Source organism: Halobacillus sp. B29, from assembly GCF_052246755.1.
Classification (GTDB): Bacteria; Bacillota; Bacilli; order Bacillales; family Halobacillaceae; genus Halobacillus; species Halobacillus halophilus.
Map to the genome: position 1 here is coordinate 217,483 of NZ_JBQQCM010000007.1, position 22,329 is coordinate 239,811.

Below are 22,329 nucleotides of genomic sequence, written 5' to 3' on the forward strand. Positions count from 1 at the left end.
ATCTGATGGGAAAGTCTACTGGATTCATGGAATATGAGCGTCAGTCGATACCTGAGCGTGATCCGGCAACTAGAACGAAAGATTGGGAAGATTATACTTTACCCATGTCAGACGAGGAAGCACAAAAACAAGGGGCGCGCTGCATGGATTGCGGCGTACCTACTTGTCATTCAGGGATGGAAATCAAAGGGATGACCACCGGTTGTCCGGTTTATCATCTAATTCCTGAATGGAACGATCTCGTCTACAGAGGCCAGTGGAAAGAAGCTTTAAAGAAAGAGCATGAAATGAACAACTTCCCTGAATTTACGGGATTCGCCTGCCCGGCTCCATGTGAAGGGGCCTGTGTGCTGGGTATAAATGAACCACCTGTAGCTATTCGATCCGTCGAGCGTTCGATTATTGAAAAAGGATTTGCTGAAGGCTGGGTAGTACCAGAGCCGCCAGAAAAACGAACAGGAAAAAGCGTGGCTGTTGTAGGTTCCGGCCCTGCAGGTATGGCCGCAGCAGCCCAGCTTAACAAGGCAGGGCACTGGGTTACTGTATTTGAACGTAGCGACCGTGTAGGCGGACTGTTAACTTATGGCATTCCTGAAATGAAGCTTCCTTACGAAATCGTGGAGCGAAGAGTAAACATCCTGAAACAGGAAGGGATTCGTTTTCAAACGAACACAGAAGTAGGAAGAGACTACCCGGTGTCCCGTCTTAATGAAGAGTATGATTCCGTAATCCTATGTGGCGGAGCAACTACTCCGAGGAATCTGGAAGTGGATGGCCGCGGGTTGAAAGGCATCCATTATGCTATGGACTTCCTTTATGCAAATACAAAGAGTCTGCTGGATTCAAACCACGAAGATAAAAATTACATTAGTGCGAAAGATAAAAATGTGATCGTTATCGGCGGTGGCGATACAGGGACAGACTGTATCTCTACTTCCGTCAGACATGAATGCAAGACTCTGACCCAATTTGATATTTATGATAAAAAAGGGTCAGAACGTGATAACGAAGTAAACCCATGGCCTCAATATCCGATTATTCATACAGTAGGTTATGGACAAAAAGAAGCGGAAGCCAAATTCGGTGATGACCCGCGTGCTTATGCCGTAATGACAAAGAAATTCGTCGGGGATGAGAATAATAGAATAAAAGAGGTTCACACCATCGATGTGGCTTTGTCCTTTGACGATGACGGCAATAAAGTAAGGACAGAAATACCTGGCACAGAAAAAGTCTGGCCAGCCGATCTTGTTTTGCTTGCCATTGGATTCAGTGGTCCAGAACAGGACTTGATTGAGAAGCTGGGAATCGAAACGACGGTTAGAACGAACGTAGCTGCTCAGTACGGTAAGTACACGACCAACGTGGAAGGTGTATTTGCTGCCGGTGATATGCGCCGCGGACAGAGTTTGATCGTTTGGGCCATTAATGAAGGACGCGAGGTTGCGCGTGAGTGCGATCGATTTATGATGGGCTCCACTCAACTGCCATAACTTTAAAATGATCAGAGATGTCTCTTTACCATAGAGGCATCTCTTTTTTTTAGAAGGATCTTATAAATCAAAATATATATTTCACAGATAAGCTCCCAATACTTGAAGACTCAGTTTCGAGGTATTGGGTTGTGAGGAAGGTCCTCCGGAGGACGATTTCGCTTTCCGCGGGCATGTGCTGAGCCTCCTCGAGCTAAAGCTCTCCGGGGTCTCACCGATCATGTTTATCCCACAGGAGTCTTCATCATCCCCCTCCGGACCTAGCCGAATCAGAAACTCGAAACCATCTAAGACATCGAGAGTTGATGAGAAAAAAGCATGTGATCATGAAGCTATTTTTATGCTATAACGGTTTGAAATAGCCTGTCATAAAAGCATTTAGGACCGATTAAAAAGGAGAGCATTCTCTTTTATAAAAGCGTCCGTTATTCTTACTCGGCTGGGTTGGTGGGGAAATGACGAGACTCCCATGGGAGAAGGAACTAGGTGAGATTCGCAGGGAGTGAAACGAGCGAGGAAGCTCACCGTTCCCCCATAGGAAAGTGAGTTATTTCCTCACCAGCCCCCTCCTCATATCGAAACGGACTCAAATTATCTCGAACTTGAGTCTTCCACAATCGGGCCCTATACTATAACCCTTTTATAACAACGCTGCCATTGTGTGTATTGACTTTATTGAAGAAAATATCTCAGTTTGAAAGTTTTAACAGACGGATGATGGGGTACTAGTTATGTGGAGTTTATAAGAAATGTTTTTTTATAATCATTTTAAGGAGGAACCTTAATGAGTGATAAGAAAAAGGTAGATAAGCAAAGTAAAGACGAACAGCTGGAGCACTATCGCAGAGACGATTCAGGTAAGCACCTTACGACAAACCAGGGTCTCAAAATGTCAGAGGACGAGTTCTCTTTGAAAGCTGGAGAACGTGGTCCAACATTGATGGAAGATTTCCACTTCCGTGAAAAGATGACACACTTTGACCACGAGCGTATTCCAGAACGTGTTGTGCACGCAAGAGGATTCGCCGCCCATGGTGAGTTTGAACTCTATAAATCTCTTGAAAAATATACAAAAGCAGATTTCCTAACGGATACATCTAAGAAAACCCCTGTATTCACCAGATTTTCTACAGTAGCTGGTAATCGCGGTTCTTCTGAAACGGTACGCGATGCTCGCGGTTTCGCTACTAAATTCTATACGGAAGAAGGAAACTACGATCTAGTGGGTAACAATATCCCTGTATTTTTCATTCAGGACGCCATTAAATTCCCTGATCTAGTTCACGCTTTAAAACCTGAGCCCCATAATGAAATGCCTCAGGCAGCATCGGCTCATGACACATTCTGGGATTTCATAGCGAACAATCAGGAATCCGCTCATATGGTAATGTGGGCCATGTCTGATCGTGCCATTCCTAGAAGCTTCCGTATGATGGAAGGATTCGGAGTACATACGTTCCGTTTGGTTAACGCGGAAGGTAAATCTCATTTCGTTAAATTCCACTGGAAACCGGTGCTGGGTACTCACTCCTTAGTATGGGACGAAGCCCAAAAGATTTCCGGTAAAGACGCAGACTTCCATCGCGGAGACCTGTACAGTTCCATCGAAAATGGAGATTACCCGGAATATGAACTAGGGATACAGGTCATTCCAGAAGAAGATGAGGATAAATTCGAATTTGATGTTCTCGATCCGACGAAGCTTTGGCCGGAAGAAGATGTACCGGTAGAAATCGTCGGTAAATTAACATTAAACCGTAACGTCGATAATGTTTTTGCTGAGACGGAACAGGTGGCATTCCATCCAGGTCATGTCGTACCAGGCATTGACTTCACGAATGATCCCCTGCTGCAAGGCCGTTTATTCTCCTATACGGATACTCAGTTAATTCGACTCGGAGGACCAAACTTCCATGAGCTTCCAATTAACCGTCCAGTTTGCCCATTCTTTAATAATCAGAGAGACGGATATGGCCGCCAGACGATTAATACAGGGCAGGTCAGCTATCACAAGAACTCTCTGGCTCAAAACACGCCGGAGCCTGCAGCTCCAGAAGAAGGCGGTTATGAGCATTACCATGAGAAGGTAGAAGGGCGCAAAATTCGCGCAAGAAGTGTCAGCTTTAAAGATCACTTCTCTCAAGCAACTCTTTTCTGGAATAGTATGAGCGAACCAGAGAAAGGGCATTTAATTCAAGCCTTCAGTTTCGAACTGGGTAAACTTGAAAGTGATTCCGTTAGAAAGCAAGTGATTGAAATGTTCTCAAACGTCAGTCTTGATCTGGTTCAAGAAGTTGCCAAAAATATCGGAATCACCCCACCAGAACATGGCGGGTCCGATGTAACTAAATCTTCTCCAGCGCTAAGTCAGCAAAATACAGTATTTAAACCGGATACACGCGTAGTGGGTGTTATTGTATCTGATAACTTTGCTGGCACGGAGGTGACGAACGTACTAGAAGGACTAACCGATAAGGGTATTTCTCCTGTTGTGATCAGCACCCATCAGGGTACTTTGAAAGGCACAGATGGTACGGAACTAACCGTTGACCACACGTTTACAACAGTTGATCCTGTACTGGTGGATGCTGTTTATGTTGCAGGAGGCGGCGAGCAGAGTAAGGCATTCAGGAAGAAAGTATCTTATTATCTAAACGAAGCCTTCACACACTTCAAGCCAATTGGTGCTACGCATGAAGGAATCCAGCTATTGCAGGATAATGAATTGTTAGAGGAACCAGGCGTTGTGGCAGAAGAAAATGGTGTTGAATTTGTAAGCAAATTCACCGAAGCAGTAGCGGCCCATCGTCACTGGGACCGCCAGGTGATATAAGAAGGAGATATAAAAGACTGACCCCGCTGGGTCAGTCTTTTTTTACTATAATAAAAATAAGTAGAATGGATTGTTTTAACTTGTCCAAAATAAGGAATAGTTATATACATAATCCTAAAGTGAAGAGGTGTTTCCATGTTACGTACGATTCTAATGATTATTGGTCTTATTGTGGTTATTGGTTTTATCATTTCATTGCTATAATTTAATTATTTATTCATCAAACTCACCTTTCTTAAGGTGAGTTTTTCGTTATACTAATACGTATAATCTTAAGGAGGGTTTTTATCGTGAGAGAACAGGTGGAATTACATAAGGATTCATTTATAGAGGAACTAAAAGATTTCTTAAAGATCCCGAGCATATCTTCCTTACCTGACCGTAAAGAAGATGTAAATAGGGGAGCCGATTGGGTAGCTGAATCTCTAAAGAAAGCCGGTATGGATAATGTAGAGGTTATTCAGACCAAAGGTCATCCTATTGTATATGGGGACTGGCTCCATGCGGAGAACAAGCCTACAGTCCTTATTTACGGTCATTACGATGTCCAGCCCGAAGACCCTCTTGGATTGTGGGAGACTCCGCCGTTTGAGCCAGTGGTCCGTGATGGGAAAATTTATGCCCGCGGAGCAACGGATGATAAGGGGCAATTGTTCCTTCATATTAAAGCGATGGAGCTTCTCATGAAAGAAAACGGCACGCTCCCGGTTAATGTCAAGTTTTGTATCGAGGGAGAAGAGGAAGTCGCGAGCCCTAACCTTTCTCCTTTTATAAGGAATCATGAAGAAAAGCTGGCTGCAGATGCTGTCGTCATCAGCGATACAACCTTTATTGAAAAAGGACAGCCGGCTATCTGCACTTCGCTTCGCGGAGCCCTTGCTATGGAGGTGAAAGTAAGCACAGCAAACACTGACTTACATTCCGGCTCCTACGGGGGAGCTGTACCCAACTCGATTCACGCCCTTGTTTCTCTAATGGACAGCCTTCATGATGACACAGGAAAAATCGCTGTAGAAGGTTTTTATGAGGGTGTTCCTGAAGCTACTGAGGATTTAAGAGAAGAAGTGGCGCAAGTTCCATTTAATAGTGAAAAAATAAAAAGAGAACTTGGACTGGAAGCTTTTTTCGGTGAAGAAGGGTTTACTTTCCAGGAGCGTGTAGGTATTCGTCCGACGCTTGAGATCAACGGGATTACAGGCGGTTTTCAGGGAGAAGGGTTAAAAACCATTGTGCCCAATCAGGCCAGTGCCAAAATCAGCTGCCGCTTAGTAGGCGAGCAGAATCCGCAGGCGGTTTATGAAGCTATTCAGAGTCACCTTCAGACCCACAAGCCTGCTGGAGCCCGAATCGAAACGGAGCAATTGATTCAGGCAGATCCGGTGGCTATTGATTCTAAAGATGCCTATATCCAAACGGCAGCGGATGCTTATGAAGAAGTGTACGGAATTCGTCCGCTTTTCCCTAAAGAGGGAGGATCGATTCCCATTGTTGAAGTGTTTGCAAGCGTCTTGAAGGCTCCTGTTGTACTCATGGGCTTTGGCCTTCCTTCTGAAAATCTTCATGCTCCGAATGAACATTTTCACTTGGAGAACTTTACCAAAGGGATCGAAACTGCTGCTAATTATTACACTAGATTAGGAAATAAATAACCATTAGCATCCATATCCGTCCAGGGTTTGGGTGCTTTATTTTTTCTTAGCTTTCTTAATGATGGAGGAAATAAAGGGTTCCTTACTTTTCGTATAGGAAGGCCGGTCTTTTTGATAGCGAATGGCTAGTGTGTGTTTGAGGGAATTATATTCTTCCATCGCTTCCGGATGCTGGCGCAGGTAATCCCGAAACAGAAGTTTTTCTTCCCATTCCTTCCCGCCCAATTCACAAAGGTGTAAATGAAATGTCTGCGTTTCCTTTTTCTTCTTGAAAAAACGACGCTCCACAAGTTCCGGCTTAGGGACGTACATATATCCAATTGCTGATAAATGCGTTATGTATGAATCGTAAGAGGCCAGAGACCTGATCCCTGTCATAATGTCAATAATAGGCTTAGCTTGTAACCCGGAGATGGCTGTGCTGCCTATGTGTTCAATTCCAAGAGCACTTTCACCCAAAGCTTCTGCAATTAATTTTTGTTCCTGATCGAATAATAGGGGCCATTCTGGACGATAGGAACGTAATGAGACCGTTAGTTTCTCTGTGGATGTCTGGTTCGCACAAGTAAAACAGCAGAGGGTCTGATCATTGTTTACCACTCCTTCCAAAAATCCAGCTGAACAATAAATTAACGTTTCACAGTTTCGGCACTTGCCTGCTGGCTCTCTCATCAGAATCGCTCCTTTAATAATAAAGTGTTTTTTTAGGGATGGAAACGCCTGCATAATACGGAGGTACATTCAGTATAGCAGAGGAGGATTATGTGATAGGAATTAAAAGGAAGACTTAAAATACGGTAGGAAAAAGATGTATGGAAAAGAATTTAGGGATATAGGTTTACAAGACCCCGATTTCTGGTATTATATACAAGGATTTGGTGATAAATCCTAATAAATACTATTTGAAAGGGGATATTAGCTTATGCTTACATCTCTTTATATGCTGTCCCTTACTGTCCTTCTTACGTTTCTAGTGTTATATGCCGTGGATAAAGTGGCGAATCGCTTTAAGAAGATCCAAAAAGAGCCGGCTCAAGCTGAAGAAGTCCCGTCAGAAATTGATTTCAGTCATTCCTATAAATAAATGATTACGTCCAAGCGGCCTCCCTAAAGGGAAAGGCCGCTTTTTTACATGAGGAAGGAATTCTGAATACTCTTACAAATATTACCCCACCAAATATTACCGGACCAGGTCATACATATATTTCCAAGTATTCTTCCCGGTAAACGGTGGGTATTCTTCCATAATCAAGGCCTGCTCGTTTTGTTAGCCTGGATAATATGGTAGAATAGATATGTTTAGATATTCGGCGAATAGGGTTTGCTCAACTATGAATGAGTTTAATGAAATAAATGTTATGTCACGTTTGAAAAAAGGGGATTATTCATGGATAATAAAGCGGTTGTTTTAGGTGCGAATTATTATATAGGATTGAGTACAATCCGCTGCTTAGGCATTCACGATGTGCACGTAGCGGCTGTCGATTATTCGTGGGAAGGGGCTTATGGACTTGAGTCTAAATATGTCTCTGAAGCGTTAATCGCTCCTCATTATAAAGAGAATCCAGAAGGACTTCTTTCCTTTTTGATTGATTACTCCAAACAGCAGAGCAAGACTCCTGTTCTTATTCCTACAGCTGATCCTTACGTAGAGTTTGTAGACGAGCATTTAATGGAATTACGGGAACATTTCCTTATTCCCCAAAAAGAACAAGGACTATATACTAAAATAATGGACAAAGGTACGTTGCATACGCTCGCTTCCGAGCACGGGGTAGCGGTTCCTGAAACCGTTCATATTGATGAAGAGAACTTTTTACAAAAAGTAGAGGAAAAGATTCAATTTCCGTGTCTCGTTAAACCGGTCGATTCTCCAGCTTTTGTGTCCAAGTTTAGAAGGAAGCTGTTTAAAGTCTTTACGGAAGAAGAGCTTCTGGAAAAGGTCAATATGGCTAAAGAAGAAAATATCGAAGTGATTGTACAGCGGATTATTCCGGGCTTCGATGATCATATGTACACCTTCGACGCCTACTTGAATCAGGATTCAGAGGTTACACACTGGGTCACTTGCCAAAAACTTCGTCAATTCCCTGTGAACTACGGGGCCTCGGTTTACACCCAGCAGAAATATGTCCCGGAACTGTATGACCTTGGGAAGAAGTTTCTTGAAGGCATCCAATATAAAGGATTTGCAGAAATTGAATTTAAAAAAGATGAACAAACTGGACAATTCTATTTAATTGAAATTAATGTCCGAATTACGAACTTAAACAGCTTGTTATATAAAACGGGAATCAACATGCCTTATATTACTTACATGGAGCTTACCGGAAACCCGGTCGAGCCAAAAGCCGTTGAGAAAGACATGAATCTGGTATTCTGGTATGCTTACGAGGATTTACTGGCCGTACGTGAATACGTTAAAACGGGACAGCTCTCCATTCAAAAAGTACTGGCATCTTATTTCCGTCCCAAGGCCCATGCGATATGGGATGCAAAAGATCCTAAACCCGCTTTTGCATTCGGTAAGAAAATGGCGGGTCTAGTGGCTGGAAAAGTACGGAAAACAAGCTGATTCAGTAAGATTGTGAAAAAACATCAAAAAGCTTACCCATATACAAAAAAAGGATCGCAATAATCGGATAAGGTTAAAACATTGCAGGGAAGGTAGATTAGAATGGCTAAACTATATGAATTGCTGAAATCCATTCAAGTTTTAGATGCTTGGAATGAGCAGGAGCTGGAGATTCATGGACTGGCTTATAACTCCAGAAAAGTGAAGCAGGGAGACATTTTTGTATGTATTAAAGGGTTTAAAACGGATGGGCATGCGTATATATTAGAAGCTATATCTAATGGAGCGGCAGCCATTGTGGTCGAGGATTATCAAGAAGGATGGGATGACATTCCTCAGTTTCGCGTAGAGGATAGCCGTCAGGCGCTTGCCGCGCTGAGCGATGCTTTCTATCATCATCCGTCCCAATCGATGAAAACGATCGGCATTACCGCGACCAATGGGAAAACCTCTACATCCTTTATGACCGATGCGATCCTGGAAGAGCATGGAGTCAAAACAGGGCTCATAGGAACAGTAGTCGTTAAATTCGGTGACTACTCCGAGCCGACGAAACTGACGACACCGGAATCGCTGGATCTCCATCACTACTTTGCCCAAATGAGGGACCAGGACGTCTCTCACGTAACGATGGAAGTTTCTTCTTCCGCCCTCGATTTAAAACGCGTGGGGAGCGTGGATTTCGATATTGTCACGCTGAATAATATCAGCCGCGAACATATCGATCTGCACGGTACCTTTGAGGAGTACTTTAACGCTAAAGCAAGTCTTATCAGGGAAGCCGGTGCAGATAAGTGGGCCATCCTCAACCTGGATGATCCTTATTCAGCTTCTCTGGTGGATGAAACGAAAGCGCAATTGCTCACCTTTAGTGTAGAAACAGGAGATGGGGATCTGATTTGTAAGAACCTTGATCTATCCACCGGCCGCGCGAAATTTACAGTTGAAGTCCGGAAGCCGATATATGTAGGAGAGGCACCAATTGAGCCTCAGGAATTTGATATTGAATTATCCACTCCAGGTTACCATTCCGTATATAATTCCATGGTGGCGATTGCAGCTGGGTTATTGAATGAGGTTCCGGTTCCAACGATTCAAAAAGGACTGAAATCCTTTGGAGGCGTGGAACGCCGCTTTGAAATGGTATTTGAAGATGATTTTAAAATTCTGGATGACCATTTTGCGAACTACGGCAATATTAACGTAACCTTAAGTACATTGCAGCAGATGGAGTATAATCAATTGAAGCTCGTTTATGCGATCCGCGGAAGCCGGGGTGTAACGGTAAATCGTGAGAATGCAAAAGCGATTGTTGAATGGGCTCCAAAGCTCGGAATTAAAGAAGTCATTGCGACACTCAGTGAGTCCCATGTTACAGAAAAAGACCAGGTAACTGACGAGGAGCTGCGGGTCTTCCAGGAAATGATGAAGGATGCAGGAATCAACGTGCATTTATATAAAGAACTGAACGACGCTGTCCGCCACGCTTTATCAGAAGCAGGAACAGACGATGTTGTACTCTTAGCGGGATGCCAAGGTATGGACCCAGGAGCAAAAATCGCGCTTGAGCAATTAAACAAAGCGAGACCAGAAATGGATGAAGAAGAATTATTCAAGCCGCTGAAAAACAGAGTGGCAGGAATCATGTAGTCATCATAGGAGAGTTCGGGTCTTAAGCAAGGAGGCATTTCATGAACGATAAACTAATCGGTATACTCGGAGGTATGGGGCCTGAGGCTACGGCCGAATGCTATCTGAAAATCATCCGGGCAACCAGTGCCAGAAAGGATCAGGAACATTTCCGCGTCATTATTGACAGCAATGCAAAGATTCCTGACCGCACAGAAGCTATTTCCGGAAGGGGCGAGGATCCGGTACCTGAGATGATCCACGCTGCAAAAAACTTAGAAAAGCTGGACGTGGAGGTTGCCTGTATTCCGTGTATGACCGCCCACTATTTCATAGAAGACGTACAAAAAGAGGTTTCGTATCCGTTACTGAATGCCTTTTTAGAGTTGAAAAAGTTTATCCGTAATTTCTATCCGGATATTTCTAAAATCGGCATTCTTGCTACGACGGGTACATTAGAGACCGGTCTTTTTGAAAAGTATCTCGATCACCTGGATATTGTATATCCAACGCCCATGACGCAAAATGAAAAGGTCATGAAGTCCATTTATGGTGAAAATGGCATAAAGAGCGGGAATACGGATGGAGAGCCACTCCAGCTTCTGAAAGACGCTTCTCAGGAACTTCTGGATAACGGCGCCCAGTTAATCATATCCGGGTGTACGGAGATTGGTCTGGTACTGAGACCTTATCACCTTCCCGTACCGCTCGTTGATCCGATGGAAGTAGTAGCTAATGTCGTTGTAAAAGAATCTGTGTATCAACAATCTTAAGCCGGTGAATGGCTGAATAACTCGTTTTTTAAAGACCAATATATAAAGGAGCGAAGCACATGGCAGCTGATGACTTCAACAAGTTTTTGTCAGAATCCTTTAGTGAAGGTGTTTATTTTAGAGAGCTTCGGCTATCTCAGAAAGAGATCGATGCAGTAAAAACGATGTACCCAACAGCTCTGATCAAACGAACGAGTGAAGGGAACGATGGGCAGAGTAAAGCCTGGTATGAAATCAACCTTTTGCCGGTAGAAGGCCAAACAGAAAATGTGGAAGCCATTCGAAATGAAAACACGCGCTTGAAACGTGAACTTGAAGCATTAAAGCAATTTAAAAATTAATGATGAATTTCATACAGTTATTAAAGACAATTCCAAAAGGAGTTGTCTTTTTTGTTATGGTTTGAACCCTGTATGTATATACATGTGTCATTCGACGAAATATTGGGCAACAGACCATAAATACCCTGGTTTTGTCACGTTTATGTAAAAGCATGAAACACAAATGTAATAATAAATTGTCTTTTTTTATCGAACTTGTTTGTTATAATTAGAAAGGTAAAAGAAGCCGGAAATGTAAGACTACATATTTCAGACATCGAAGATTTACATCATGAGTTTAAAGCAGGAAGTGATATAAATTGTTTGATAAGCATCATCGCAGTCGTTTATCTTTCGGTGTCCTGGAAGCCATCCGATTTAAAAAAAGAGAGAAAATCGGCAATTCGGAAGTAAGAGGTGGCATCAAAGATGAAACTTAAGACATTTGGACGACATGGTAAAGAGGGCGTAAAGAACATTACTAGAAACCGCTGGATGTCCTTAGCTTCTATATCAGCTGTAACGGTTACGCTGCTGCTGGTAGGAGTCTTCGCTGCATTACTCCTTAATTTGAACCATATAGGCTCTCAAATCGAAGAAAACGTAGAAGTCCGTGTCTTTATGGACTTAACACTTGAAGAGCCGGGTCAAAATGAACTAAAAGATAAACTGCAAAACATCCCCGAAGTGGACACCGTTACCTTTCAATCCAAGGAAGAAGGACTGGAAAAGTTAATCGACAGTCTGGGAGAAGAAGGAGAAGTATTTGAATCCCTTAAAGATGAGAACCCGCTAAATGATGTGTACATCGTCAAAACAAAAAATCCTGAAGACACCATTCAAGTGGCTCAGTCTATTATTAAGTCATTCGAAAACGTTGAGAAGGTGGAATATGCCAAAGAAACCGTTCAACGGCTTTTTAATGTGATGGATTTAGCTCGTAATATTGGGCTTGCCATAATCGCAGGTCTGTTGTTCACAGCCATGTTCCTCATTGCGAATACCATCCGTATTACCATTGTGGCACGAAGAAAAGAAATCGGAATTATGAAAATGGTAGGAGCAACCAACTGGTTTATTCGCTGGCCATTTTTAGTAGAAGGCATCTTAATTGGTATGTTAGGAGCTGCTATTCCAATCGCCGTCGTAGTCTTTGGATATAGATACTTGTTCCAGGAAGTTACGACCCGATATCCGACACTATTCGTTGAATTACTCCCTGTCTACCCGTTTATATGGAAAGTATCCATTTTGCTCATTTTAATGGGTGTCATTATCGGATTATGGGGAAGCTTTACGTCTATTAGAAAATATCTGAAAGTTTAATATAAACATAAACATATACATGTGTTTTGGGGAGGAAGAGGGATTGAAGTTTAAGTTTACAGTTGCACTCCTGATCGCCACGCTTGTACTTGCCGGCTTATCGTCCGGAACGAGTCCAGTTTTCGCAGAATCGTATGAAGAACAAATCGAAAAAAGTAAAGAGCAAGTAGAGGAAAATGAGGATCAGCTAGAAGAAAACAAAGACAGCCAATCAGACAATGAATCTGAGAAACAGGAAAAACAGGAACAAATTGACAAACTTAAAGAAGACCAGGAACAATTGAACCAGGAAATTGAGCGCCTGGACAAACAAATGATGGAGACGACTGAGAAAATAGATAAAAAAGAAGAAGAAGTAGAGCAAACAAGAGAGAACATCGAACAGTTGAAAGAAGATATTACTGAACTGGAAAAGCGAATCGCTGAACGGGACGAGCTTCTAAAAGATCGTGTGAAATCCATGTACCAGAATGGAGGAGCCATCGATTACTTAGACGTACTTATGGGAGCAGAAAGCTTCGGTAACTTCCTCGAAAGAATCATGAGCTTAAATACCATTGCCGAACAGGATAGGGAAATACTTGAACAGCATAAAGCCGATAAAGAAGCTGTGGAAAGCAAAAAGACAGAGGTGGAAGAGGAATTAACCTCTCTTGAAGAAAAACTTTCTGAACTGGAATCATTAAAGAGTGACCTGGACAGCCAGAAGGAAGATAAAAATGAGCTGATGAAGTCACTTGAATTGGAAGAAGAAGAACTTCACGCTTATGTGATGGACTTAGAAGAAGAGAATGAAACACTTGCCGCACAGGAAGAAGCGATCAAGAAAGAAATCGAACGTGCCGAGAAGGCAGCCGAAGAAGCTGAACAAAAAGCAGCGGAAGAAAAAGCACGTAAAGAAGCAGCTAGAAAAGCCGCAGCTGAAAAAGCAAGAAAAGAAGCTGAGGAAGCCGCCAGAAAAGCTGCCCAGGATCGTGCCGATGAAAAAGCTGCTGAAGAAGCAGAAGAAGCTGAACGAAAAGCCGAAGAAGAAGAGAAGAAAGCAGAAGAGGAAGCTGAAAAAGAAGCAGAAGAAGATAAAAAAGCAACTTCCAGCTCTTCAGGCAGCAGTGCCAAATTCGCCTGGCCAGCATCCGCCGGAACAACATCCGAATATGGAATGAGGTTCCATCCGATTCATAACGAAAACCGCCTGCACTCCGGTATTGATCTAGCTAAGAGCGGAACTGTACCGATAAGGGCAGCAGCCGATGGAACGGTCATACGCGCCGGTTATTCGTCCAGTTACGGGAATAATGTATTTATTACTCACCGTATCGATGGCAAGACGTACACGACTGTATATGCCCATCTAAGATCCACTCCGGCTGTGTCGGCAGGAGAGTCTGTATCGCAAGGCGATTTCCTGGGTAATATGGGAAGCACAGGGAACTCAACAGGGCAGCATCTACACTTTGAGATTCATATCGGTTCGTGGAATCCAAGCCGGTCCAATTCAGTGGATCCACGCCGTTTCCTGCCATAAATTCTATGATACTAGTAAAAAAGGATTGCACGTTGGGTGCAATCCTTTTTTCACAGCTATACGACTGAATGAATTCAATAGATGTAAGAGCTAATATGCTTATATTTCCCGGAATGGAGTTCCGTTCATGGCCTGATCGTACATACTAACAACTTCGGATTTTGATTTTTTGTTGTGAATAGGAAGGACAGAGAATGACGTTAAATCTTCATGGCATATGGGGCACAACATCCAGGTGCCTTCGCTGCTGCTATATGAGGGACGGTGACAGCGTGGGCATTGCTTTTTGTACATAGTTCTCCCTCCACTTCTCGTAGTCTTTTTTTATTTACCCTTTTATGGCCATTCTAAAAATATAAGGCTTAAGGACTTTGTAGATTTATTTAAATATATGGCTTCACTTAATGAGTTTGAAATCTTAAGAACTATGACTATATTTCCCTAGAGTATATAAGTTAGGGAATTTTTGAAAGTATTTTCATTCTACTTCATTAACTACAATCAGATTTACATTGATTCAAGGATTATTTTAATTATAATTAATATCTCGTATTCCTAGGATGGCTGTCCTAACAGTCTCTCCTGCTTTCTTTATTTTTTGTCTAATAATAGTTGACTGTATATTCAGATACTTACAAAAAATGATATAATAATGGAAAGCTTTACCTATCACCATGAGTTATCAGTCTATCACTTTGCTCTTGCATGACTCAAAATAGGGGAGGAAGTTAAATGAGTGAAATGAAGTTAATTCCATACCGCACCGAACAGATCCTGCAGGAAGCAGAAGAGTTTCCAAAAGGTGTGAAGTTGGTGGAGGCAGAGAGTTTGTGGGAAAGAACCGATCAGGGAAAAGGGAGCGTCGTAGCTGTCATCGACACAGGCTGTCAAATGGACCATCCAGACCTTGAGAACCGCATTCTAGGTGGTTATAACTTTACAGATGACTATGAAGGTGATGAGACGAATTACGATGACAATAATGGCCACGGAACTCATGTGGCTGGAACAATCGCTGCTATAGATAACAAGAAAGGTGTAATTGGAGTGGCTCCGCAGGCTGATTTATTAATTCTTAAAGTACTCTCTGGAGAGGGGAGTGGACAGTACGATTGGATTATAAATGCTATTGAATACGCAATCAACTGGGAAGGACCTCAAGGGGAACGTGTTAGAGTCATTTCTATGTCTCTTGGCGGACCTGATGATGCTAAAGAAATGCATCAGGTTGTCCAAAAAGCTGTTAATCAGGGTATTTCTGTCGTATGTGCTGCAGGAAATGAGGGAGATGGACGCGAGAACACTTATGAATATGCCTATCCCGGCTGCTATAATGAAGTCATACAAGTCGGCGCTATTGATAATCAGAGAGCAATTGCGGACTTTACTAACACCAATGATGAGATTGATCTGGTAGCCCCGGGGGTTGATGTTCTCTCTACCTATATAGGAGGAAAATACGCTCGTCTTTCCGGAACCTCCATGTCTACACCACATGTGGCTGGTGGACTGGCCCTCATTATTCCTCTTGTAGAATCTCAATTCCAACGCTCCATGTCCGAGCCAGAAATATTTTCGCAGTTAATCAAACGGACTCTGCCTCTTGGCTACTCTAAAGCTGCTGAAGGTAATGGATTATTAATGCTCTCTCTTACAGATAAACTAGAAGAACTTTTTTCTACCTACACTACCGCTATAAATTAAAAATATCCTCCATCTTTTATAGAAATACCTGTTAGAAATCATTTTTCTGACAGGTATTTTTTATGATTTCTTCACCACCTCCAACTAAGACCGCGTTTTTGAATTCACACTCAAAACTAAGACCGTGTTTTTGTGTAATATTATGTCTAATTACTGCACATCTGCTAGTGTACACGCTAATGTTTTCAAGTACACAATTTGTAAGACAAATGCACACACAAATGAACGCAAGAGTACAAAAGTGTACACATACTGGTATGACAGTATATACACAAGATTGAATACAAGAAAACATTTATCGTAAACATGTGTACGTTTAAAGTGTGCATGTACACATGATTGAATACTCCGAAAGGCACATTGACTATTCCGGCAGAGTCTAATAGATTAATAGAAGGGCAAGGTAAATTATAGTAATTAAAAGGAGAGCTGATTAATGACAAACTCAAGAATTGCAGCTGTGGATGTTGGTAATGATGCAGTTAAAGCAAACTTTGGAAAACTAGATTCATCTTTATATATTCCTAACGTGGTCGCTAGAGACTTAGAAGATCGTCCTGTTATCGGTATAGAGGACCTGGATGAAAAGGATCCACTCGATAATCTACATATTCGAGTGCATTCTCCAGCCTTAAGAGAGAATAATGCTATCTATCGTGTGGGGAATCTGGCTACGAAAACCACTAACTCTACTGAATTAGATCCAGGCAGCTATAAATCTGAGGAAGATCAGACACTTATTATGCTTTTTGCGTCGCTTGCTTTGGATGCAGTTAGAGAGAAGAATGCACAATCTGCGAAGAATAATGTGGTAGAAGCTAACTACACATTGGGAACAGGACTGCCGCTTCGTGAAGTAAAAGAAGGCAAAGACGTAGGGTACCGTTCTTCCCTTCTTGGGTCTGTTCACCAGATTGAATTCCTTGTCACACCAAAATATCAGGGAATGAAAGTAAATCTTAAGTTTGATGAGGTTAAAGTTTATCCGGAAGGGTTTGCTGCCTACGTTAACTTAGTGATGGATAATGATTTGAATATCATTAACAAAGAATTGATCGACAAACAAATTCTAATCCAGGATATCGGCGGTCTTTCTACAGATATCGCCGTTATTAAAAATCGTAACGTTGATGATGATAAAGCGCAGGGATTCAATCTAGGTGTAGCTGAATCATTAGAAATGATCCGTGAAGAGATTCTTAGAAAACATGGAGTTGAATTAGACAGCCGCCGTGATGTCGTGGATATCATTACAAGGAAAAATGATCGACATCACATCATGGTTAAAGGAAGCCGTACTAACGTACATGAAATTACGGACCGTATTCTACTTGAACTTGCTAAGAAGCAGTATCGTTTCCTAAGAAATGTGTGGCAGAGAAACTCTCAATCAGAGATCTGTTACTTTGTGGGCGGAGGCTCCGCAGTTCTGAAGGATTACATCAAGTCACTTAACAACAAACTGGATGGTTTCAATATTGAATTCTTTGAAGATGAAGAAGAGAGCATCTGGATGATGGCGAATGCTTACTACAAATTGATTTCTGATTTCATCCGTAAAAACGAGAAAAAGAACCACGGCAAAAATCAAGAACAAGGTAAAAAAGTAGAACAAAAAACCGGCTCATCCAAATAAGGTGATGTTATGAGTCAATCAAAGAAAAAGATAGAGAGGGGACAATCGATTACATTCCGGATCCCCTCGGATACTCCTGATCATCTATTGAGACAATTAACTCAACTGAAGGAGACAGAGAGGCGAAATTTTTCAAGCAGGATTGCACAATTCGTCCTGGATGGAGTGAGCCAAACCTATGCGAAGAATAAGGAAACGGTTACCATCCCACTGCCTAAGGCTTTAAATAAAGAACAGAGAAACTGGATTAAGCACGAACATTCGGAGGCTCTTATAGGGAGTATCCTGTATCAGCTAATGATGGATCCTGTGCGTGCCACCACTCTACTGGCTTCGCTCAACAGCAATGCATTTGATATAGATGAAGCCCTTTATTTACAAGAAGAAACTGCTGCTTCTGAATCTTCGTTAGGAGATTATACTCAAGAAGCCCATGCTGAGGACGAAACAAATGCTGATTCTGAAACAGAATGGAAGAGTATCGATGATGAACTGGATGGTCTGAATCTTGATAGCTTACAAGGTGAGATTCATTCACAGGACGAAGAAACAACAGAAGATGAAGATGATGATGATCTGCTGGGAGACTTTCTTTCCCGAATGAATGATTAGCCCATACCCCCTGCCACAACATGGCAGGGGGTATTTTTACATAAAAATTGAAACGTTCTCGGTAATTGTTCCGTACGAAAAGGTAACAAAGAGAGGTGAGAGGATGGAAGGGAATCTAGTGGTGGAAGATTGTAAAGTGACGATCAGAGATAACACGATCCTTGAAGATGTATCTTTTTCTATCCATCAAGGACAAATATTGGCTCTAGTCGGACATAATGGAGCTGGCAAATCTACGCTAATTAAAACCATATTAGGCTCACGGGAAAAGTCAAAGGGCAGAATTTCTATACATAATTTAGATCAGGATCAGCATTATGCCGATTATAAAAGACAGCTAAGCTACATACCTGAAGAACCTCTACTACTTAGTGAGCTGACCGTATATCAACATTTCCAGTTATACCAAAAGAGCCATCGAATTCCAGAGAAACGTTTTGAAGAAAAAGTAGCTGCCTATACTAAAGGTTTTGAACTACACGACAAATTGAATGAATATCCGGAATCATTGTCTAAAGGGATGAGGCAGAAAGTTCAAACGATATGTGCTTTACTGCCGGAAGTTTCATTACTGTTAATAGATGAACCTTTTATGGGTCTTGATGTCTATGCGGGAGCCTATTTTGAGAAGCTGTTAAAAGAACGCCGGGACGAAGGCTGCAGTATTCTGCTGACGACACATCAGCTGGAAAAAGTAAAAGAGCTGGCCGATGTCTATGTGATGCTTACAGATGGCAGGGTCTCTAGTGAAGGTGAAGTTAATGAATTTCATACGTTAGATCGAAGTGGGAATCCTGAATGAGTTTTACTACACGTGTATTTTATTGGATTCGGAAAAAACGCTGGAAAAAGAAGAAAGATATTTATCAGCGTGCCTTTCAGCTAGCGTTCGACAAAACGTTAGCCTTTTATGTAGGAATAATGGTTGTTGTATTTCTGTTACTGCTTCAGGATTGGATGAAAAGGTTCATTCCCCTGATGAATACCTGGGAAAACTCTCTAATGGAGTGGTTATGGCTGCTTCCGTCCATTCTGGTAATTCGTACGCTTGGGCGGTCATTTATAGATCCAGGGCTTTCATTCACTTCAGCAGAGCTCAAGCTAAGTCTGCTCCCCCACTCCAGAAGTAAAATTCTTTTATTATTAGCAGCTGAGAAATTTGCGCTTCACTTGCTGGTTGCGTTCGCCTTGGCAGCATTTTTAGGTGGGTTAACTCCCTTGTCTTTATACTTATTGCTCGCTGCTGCTTTTATCTATTCCGTCTTCATAGCCCTTTTAACGCCGATCCAGTGGAAATTGTATTCTGCTAGAAAGAGAGTTAAGACAGGACTGTTGGCTGGTGTGATCGTTTTGCTAGGGGCTTCAGGCATATGGATCCATCATTTAAACTTAGCCCAATCTTCGCCAGCCATAATTCTGACTTTTTTATTGATGCTCGCGCAGTTTTACTTTATTCCAGCGTGCATGCAAGGCATTGACTGGATGAAAGTAGTGCAGCGCAACGATGCCAAGGTATGGAATATCACGGTTGTCAGTCAGATGACGAATATAACAATCAAACCTCCTAAACGGTATGGGCTGGTAGGTAATTACCTTAAAGAACGGAGGGCAGTCCGGCCGATTACTAAGGTGAAATCCTTATATCATATGTTGTGGAGAAGCCATTTGAAAGAATCATCAGGGTATGTATGGAAAACGCTCTTAATCGGTGTAATAGTAATCATCGCCCCATCATTACGAGCGGAGTGGGTCATGTATGTAAGTGTGCCTGTAGTGTTTTTTGTGTATATAGAAGTTGCCGCAGGAATTTTCAGCTCGCATTTTACAGAGAATCCTATATTCCATAGTCTGCCAATTGATGAAAAGGGGTGGACATCGTCTTATATAAACTGGGGGATAGCGGGATTAGTCCCTCTTCTTCTGTCTTTCCTTACGATCAACATTATACTTGGCGGTTCCTTCTCGGTCGTATTCGTCCAGCTGGCAGGCGTAATGAGCTGGTCTCTGTATGACATGAGTACTCAGCTCACGAATCGCATGCGTCTTCTGCATAAAGAAAACTTTCAAGTATCAGATACTTTTAGAGCAGCGGGTTATATCATTTTAGGAGTAGGAATTTATTTTACTCCTCTGCTATTGGCTCTTGTGGCTCTTCTAAGCTATTCAGCAATCAAAAGAAAGAGATTTATCTATTGATTCTCCAAAACGATAACACGGGTCCTTTAAAGGATGCTGAGGGCAATTAAAGAGGCTTGGAGTTTGCGAAAGCGGCAAATGTTTTCTCGTCTTCGATCAAACCGCATGCTCCACATTGAATTTTTTTGTCTGGCCCCTGGTAAGCGGCGTGGAAAGGATCCAGATTCTCAGATGTATATTCACTAATCACTTCACCTGACCCTGGATCTATTTTTACGGATGTTGCTTTTTGTTCGATGATATTGAACCTGGATCGATTGGTTTTACAGTTGGGACATAAGTATGGCTGCATCATTAACACCTCCATTCATAGGATGCACGTACTGTGGGAATATATGTAAGAGTCAGGTTTATAAAGAAATTGTAAAAATGTTTAGAAATTAGTTAGGAAGTACTGGAGTCTGGGGAATGACATATATAAAAGCTTTCAAAAGGTGGGCGTTAGGTTATGAGTGGAGCTTTCACAAGGCAAATCGACAAAATGGGCAGGCTGGTGATCCCCAAGGAAATCAGAGACCAGCTGGAATTATCGAATCAAAACCTTATGCTGGAACCTTTGAGTCATAAAAAAGGATTAAAGCTTTCCGTAACAGGCGAGGAAGGCGATTCCGTTAAGACATTGGACAGCTATGGCCGCTTGCTTATTCCTGCTGACTATAGAAACGAGCTTGACTGGAATCAGGGAAAAAAGATTGATGTTACATTCGACCATGATTATGCTGTATTGCAAGATCAGGTTCAGGTTTGTGAAATTTGCGGATCAGCCGATTCGCTGGTGTCTGTTAAAAAGAAATTAATCTGTGAGGATTGTCTAGGAGATGGAAATGAGCAAGTAGTAGGCCGCTGGAGGGAGTATCTTCAGGGATTAGTTGACTCCTATCTGGAGTACTGCAGGCTTTCGCTTGAGCAGGAAGACGAGGAAAGTGTTCACCAGGCTCGTGTCCATGGGCGGAAAATCCGTGCCATTCTGGAGTTTATCCACCTCAACAGCCATCCATTAGTGGATCGTTTAAATGATGCCCATAAACGTTTAGGAAAAGTGAGAGAACGTGATGTGTTTATTACGGAGTTTGAAGAACGTGCGGAGCAATCTTCTAAGGAGCAACATGAAGAAGTGTATCGTCAGCTCAGCGATCAGGTCGGTAAGAAAAGGCTGAAGCATCAAAAGAAACTTAAAAATAAACTGCCTGAAATCATCGACGATACTTTTGCGGAGCAGTGGGAGCATTTTAAAGATAAGGAGCTTCGAAATTATGTCCTGCCGCTTCAAGTAGACGAGAGGATTCAGGAATTCGAAAGCGGATTTGCTGAAGCCGTGGAGAAATATTTAGAAGTGTCTTCACAACAGGGTCGTGCCGATGAAGAAACGCTCGATGCTTTACACTCCGTCAGGATTATCTCGAAAAAAACAAGGTACATTCATAATGCACTCCATGAAATATATGCATCTGACTATAAGGAAGAAGCAAAATACTTTAAGTCTTTCCAAAGGCAGCTGGGTGAAATAAATGATTTGAAAGACTGGCTCGAGATGTTCAATAAATACCGAAACGAGATCGACAGTAAGAAAAAGCATATAAAAGCCATTAATCAAGCGATGCTGGATGAACTTTCCAGCCTGGTAGAAGAATTGAATCTCCAAGAAAGCCTTCAATACTCGAGACAGTAATTTCATACCATCTACCTTTGTAAAGCCGCTAAATAATCAATTAATCCTGCATGCTAGTTCATGCAGGATTTTTTATAGAGTCTATTTATGTCTCTTCTTGAAAAGCAGATTTTTAATCTGAGCAAACTATAAGACTCGATTACGAGATGTTTGCAGGTGTTTATGGTCGTTGGAAAAGGGTTCACATTACTGAAGCTCTGCGTGGGCAAACGCCGAAATAAATCTTACAGTATAGAATTAACAGATCTGTTTTTAAAATAGGCTACCCTGAAAATAACTACCGCTTTAAGGCCGTACTAAATAAAGGGGATCTTCTTGCTTTTTAAAAAATCCCTGAATTCCTTTGTTATTTATGTCATCACTTGTCTAAGCCGACTGTGGCGATAAGT

General features: G+C 42.1%; 18 protein-coding genes. 16 read left to right on the forward strand and 2 right to left on the reverse strand.

Annotated features, from left to right (window positions below):
* The first annotated feature begins 5 nt into the window (after window positions 1-5).
* The 3 genes from ACTWP7_RS11250 to ACTWP7_RS11260 all read left to right on the forward strand — a co-directional run bounded on the left by ACTWP7_RS11250 (window position 6) and on the right by ACTWP7_RS11260 (window position 5,975).
* The gene (locus tag ACTWP7_RS11250) at window positions 6-1,493 is read left to right on the forward strand and encodes a glutamate synthase subunit beta (protein WP_443123254.1); all 1,488 of its coding nucleotides are present in this window, start codon (window positions 6-8) and stop codon (window positions 1,491-1,493) included.
* A 784-nt stretch (window positions 1,494-2,277) separates the two neighbouring features.
* Entirely contained in the window at window positions 2,278-4,326 is a 2,049-nt protein-coding gene (locus ACTWP7_RS11255) for a catalase (protein ID WP_443123255.1), read from the forward strand.
* A gap of 290 nt (window positions 4,327-4,616) precedes the next feature.
* The gene (locus tag ACTWP7_RS11260) at window positions 4,617-5,975 is read left to right on the forward strand and encodes a dipeptidase (RefSeq protein ID WP_443123256.1); all 1,359 of its coding nucleotides are present in this window, start codon (window positions 4,617-4,619) and stop codon (window positions 5,973-5,975) included.
* A gap of 36 nt (window positions 5,976-6,011) precedes the next feature.
* Here ACTWP7_RS11260 and ACTWP7_RS11265 read toward each other — a convergent pair whose 3' ends face one another.
* The gene (locus ACTWP7_RS11265) at window positions 6,012-6,647 is read right to left on the reverse strand and encodes a GrpB family protein (protein WP_443123257.1); all 636 of its coding nucleotides are present in this window, start codon (window positions 6,645-6,647) and stop codon (window positions 6,012-6,014) included.
* Window positions 6,648-6,897: 250 nt separating this feature from the next.
* Between ACTWP7_RS11265 and ACTWP7_RS11270 the strand changes: the two genes are divergently transcribed.
* The 12 genes from ACTWP7_RS11270 (at window position 6,898) to ACTWP7_RS11325 (ending at window position 20,271) form a co-directional block, all read left to right on the forward strand.
* Window positions 6,898-7,059, forward strand: a complete 162-nt coding sequence (locus ACTWP7_RS11270) for a hypothetical protein (protein ID WP_014645199.1) — start codon at window positions 6,898-6,900, stop codon at window positions 7,057-7,059.
* A 303-nt stretch (window positions 7,060-7,362) separates the two neighbouring features.
* Complete coding sequence (locus tag ACTWP7_RS11275) at window positions 7,363-8,550, forward strand: carboxylate--amine ligase (RefSeq protein WP_443123258.1); 1,188 nt, start codon at window positions 7,363-7,365, stop codon at window positions 8,548-8,550.
* A gap of 102 nt (window positions 8,551-8,652) precedes the next feature.
* Window positions 8,653-10,200, forward strand: coding sequence for a Mur ligase family protein (locus ACTWP7_RS11280; RefSeq protein ID WP_443123259.1), 1,548 nt, complete (start codon window positions 8,653-8,655; stop codon window positions 10,198-10,200).
* Between the two features lie 41 nt (window positions 10,201-10,241).
* A complete protein-coding gene (locus ACTWP7_RS11285) occupies window positions 10,242-10,952 on the forward strand; it encodes an aspartate/glutamate racemase family protein (RefSeq protein ID WP_443123260.1) in 711 nt (236 codons plus the stop codon).
* 59 nt (window positions 10,953-11,011) lie between these two features.
* The gene (locus tag ACTWP7_RS11290) at window positions 11,012-11,293 is read left to right on the forward strand and encodes a hypothetical protein (RefSeq protein WP_443123261.1); all 282 of its coding nucleotides are present in this window, start codon (window positions 11,012-11,014) and stop codon (window positions 11,291-11,293) included.
* Window positions 11,294-11,701: 408 nt separating this feature from the next.
* A complete protein-coding gene (ftsX, locus tag ACTWP7_RS11295; RefSeq protein ID WP_443123262.1) occupies window positions 11,702-12,598 on the forward strand; it encodes a permease-like cell division protein FtsX in 897 nt (298 codons plus the stop codon).
* Window positions 12,599-12,641: 43 nt separating this feature from the next.
* Window positions 12,642-14,123, forward strand: a complete 1,482-nt coding sequence (locus ACTWP7_RS11300; protein ID WP_443123263.1) for a murein hydrolase activator EnvC family protein — start codon at window positions 12,642-12,644, stop codon at window positions 14,121-14,123.
* Between the two features lie 732 nt (window positions 14,124-14,855).
* Complete coding sequence (locus ACTWP7_RS11305) at window positions 14,856-15,827, forward strand: S8 family peptidase (protein ID WP_443123264.1); 972 nt, start codon at window positions 14,856-14,858, stop codon at window positions 15,825-15,827.
* A 436-nt stretch (window positions 15,828-16,263) separates the two neighbouring features.
* The gene (locus ACTWP7_RS11310; RefSeq protein ID WP_443123265.1) at window positions 16,264-17,463 is read left to right on the forward strand and encodes an Alp7A family actin-like protein; all 1,200 of its coding nucleotides are present in this window, start codon (window positions 16,264-16,266) and stop codon (window positions 17,461-17,463) included.
* Between the two features lie 9 nt (window positions 17,464-17,472).
* Window positions 17,473-18,075 (forward strand): hypothetical protein, encoded by a 603-nt coding sequence (locus tag ACTWP7_RS11315; RefSeq protein WP_443123266.1) that lies wholly within the window; start codon window positions 17,473-17,475, stop codon window positions 18,073-18,075.
* 103 nt (window positions 18,076-18,178) lie between these two features.
* Window positions 18,179-18,877, forward strand: coding sequence for an ABC transporter ATP-binding protein (locus ACTWP7_RS11320; protein ID WP_443123267.1), 699 nt, complete (start codon window positions 18,179-18,181; stop codon window positions 18,875-18,877).
* Window positions 18,874-20,271: a hypothetical protein gene (locus ACTWP7_RS11325; RefSeq protein ID WP_443123268.1), complete on the forward strand. Its 1,398-nt coding sequence runs from the start codon at window positions 18,874-18,876 to the stop codon at window positions 20,269-20,271. Before ACTWP7_RS11320 ends, ACTWP7_RS11325 begins: the two co-directional genes overlap by 4 nt.
* 46 nt (window positions 20,272-20,317) lie before the next feature.
* Here the strand turns inward: ACTWP7_RS11325 and ACTWP7_RS11330 are convergent, their stop codons facing one another.
* Window positions 20,318-20,566 (reverse strand): hypothetical protein, encoded by a 249-nt coding sequence (locus tag ACTWP7_RS11330; protein WP_014645186.1) that lies wholly within the window; start codon window positions 20,564-20,566, stop codon window positions 20,318-20,320.
* Between the two features lie 153 nt (window positions 20,567-20,719).
* Between ACTWP7_RS11330 and ACTWP7_RS11335 the strand changes: the two genes are divergently transcribed.
* Window positions 20,720-21,940 carry a CHAD domain-containing protein gene (locus tag ACTWP7_RS11335; RefSeq protein WP_443123269.1) on the forward strand — a complete coding sequence of 407 codons (1,221 nt, stop codon included), beginning with the start codon at window positions 20,720-20,722 and terminating at the stop codon, window positions 21,938-21,940.
* Window positions 21,941-22,329 lie beyond the last annotated feature (389 nt).

What these genes read in the sequence shown, in the direction of transcription:
- ACTWP7_RS11250 (WP_443123254.1), top strand. Translation starts at nt 6, where the DNA reads ATGGGAAAGTCTACTGGATTCATGGAATATGAGCGTCAGTCGATACCT.
- ACTWP7_RS11255 (WP_443123255.1), top strand. Translation starts at nt 2,278, where the DNA reads ATGAGTGATAAGAAAAAGGTAGATAAGCAAAGTAAAGACGAACAGCTG.
- ACTWP7_RS11265 (WP_443123257.1), bottom strand. Translation starts at nt 6,647, where the DNA reads ATGAGAGAGCCAGCAGGCAAGTGCCGAAACTGTGAAACGTTAATTTAT.
- ACTWP7_RS11270 (WP_014645199.1), top strand. Translation starts at nt 6,898, where the DNA reads ATGCTTACATCTCTTTATATGCTGTCCCTTACTGTCCTTCTTACGTTT.
- ACTWP7_RS11275 (WP_443123258.1), top strand. Translation starts at nt 7,363, where the DNA reads ATGGATAATAAAGCGGTTGTTTTAGGTGCGAATTATTATATAGGATTG.
- ACTWP7_RS11280 (WP_443123259.1), top strand. Translation starts at nt 8,653, where the DNA reads ATGGCTAAACTATATGAATTGCTGAAATCCATTCAAGTTTTAGATGCT.
- ACTWP7_RS11285 (WP_443123260.1), top strand. Translation starts at nt 10,242, where the DNA reads ATGAACGATAAACTAATCGGTATACTCGGAGGTATGGGGCCTGAGGCT.
- ACTWP7_RS11290 (WP_443123261.1), top strand. Translation starts at nt 11,012, where the DNA reads ATGGCAGCTGATGACTTCAACAAGTTTTTGTCAGAATCCTTTAGTGAA.
- ftsX (WP_443123262.1), top strand. Translation starts at nt 11,702, where the DNA reads ATGAAACTTAAGACATTTGGACGACATGGTAAAGAGGGCGTAAAGAAC.
- ACTWP7_RS11305 (WP_443123264.1), top strand. Translation starts at nt 14,856, where the DNA reads ATGAGTGAAATGAAGTTAATTCCATACCGCACCGAACAGATCCTGCAG.
- ACTWP7_RS11310 (WP_443123265.1), top strand. Translation starts at nt 16,264, where the DNA reads ATGACAAACTCAAGAATTGCAGCTGTGGATGTTGGTAATGATGCAGTT.
- ACTWP7_RS11315 (WP_443123266.1), top strand. Translation starts at nt 17,473, where the DNA reads ATGAGTCAATCAAAGAAAAAGATAGAGAGGGGACAATCGATTACATTC.
- ACTWP7_RS11320 (WP_443123267.1), top strand. Translation starts at nt 18,179, where the DNA reads ATGGAAGGGAATCTAGTGGTGGAAGATTGTAAAGTGACGATCAGAGAT.
- ACTWP7_RS11325 (WP_443123268.1), top strand. Translation starts at nt 18,874, where the DNA reads ATGAGTTTTACTACACGTGTATTTTATTGGATTCGGAAAAAACGCTGG.
- ACTWP7_RS11330 (WP_014645186.1), bottom strand. Translation starts at nt 20,566, where the DNA reads ATGATGCAGCCATACTTATGTCCCAACTGTAAAACCAATCGATCCAGG.
- ACTWP7_RS11335 (WP_443123269.1), top strand. Translation starts at nt 20,720, where the DNA reads ATGAGTGGAGCTTTCACAAGGCAAATCGACAAAATGGGCAGGCTGGTG.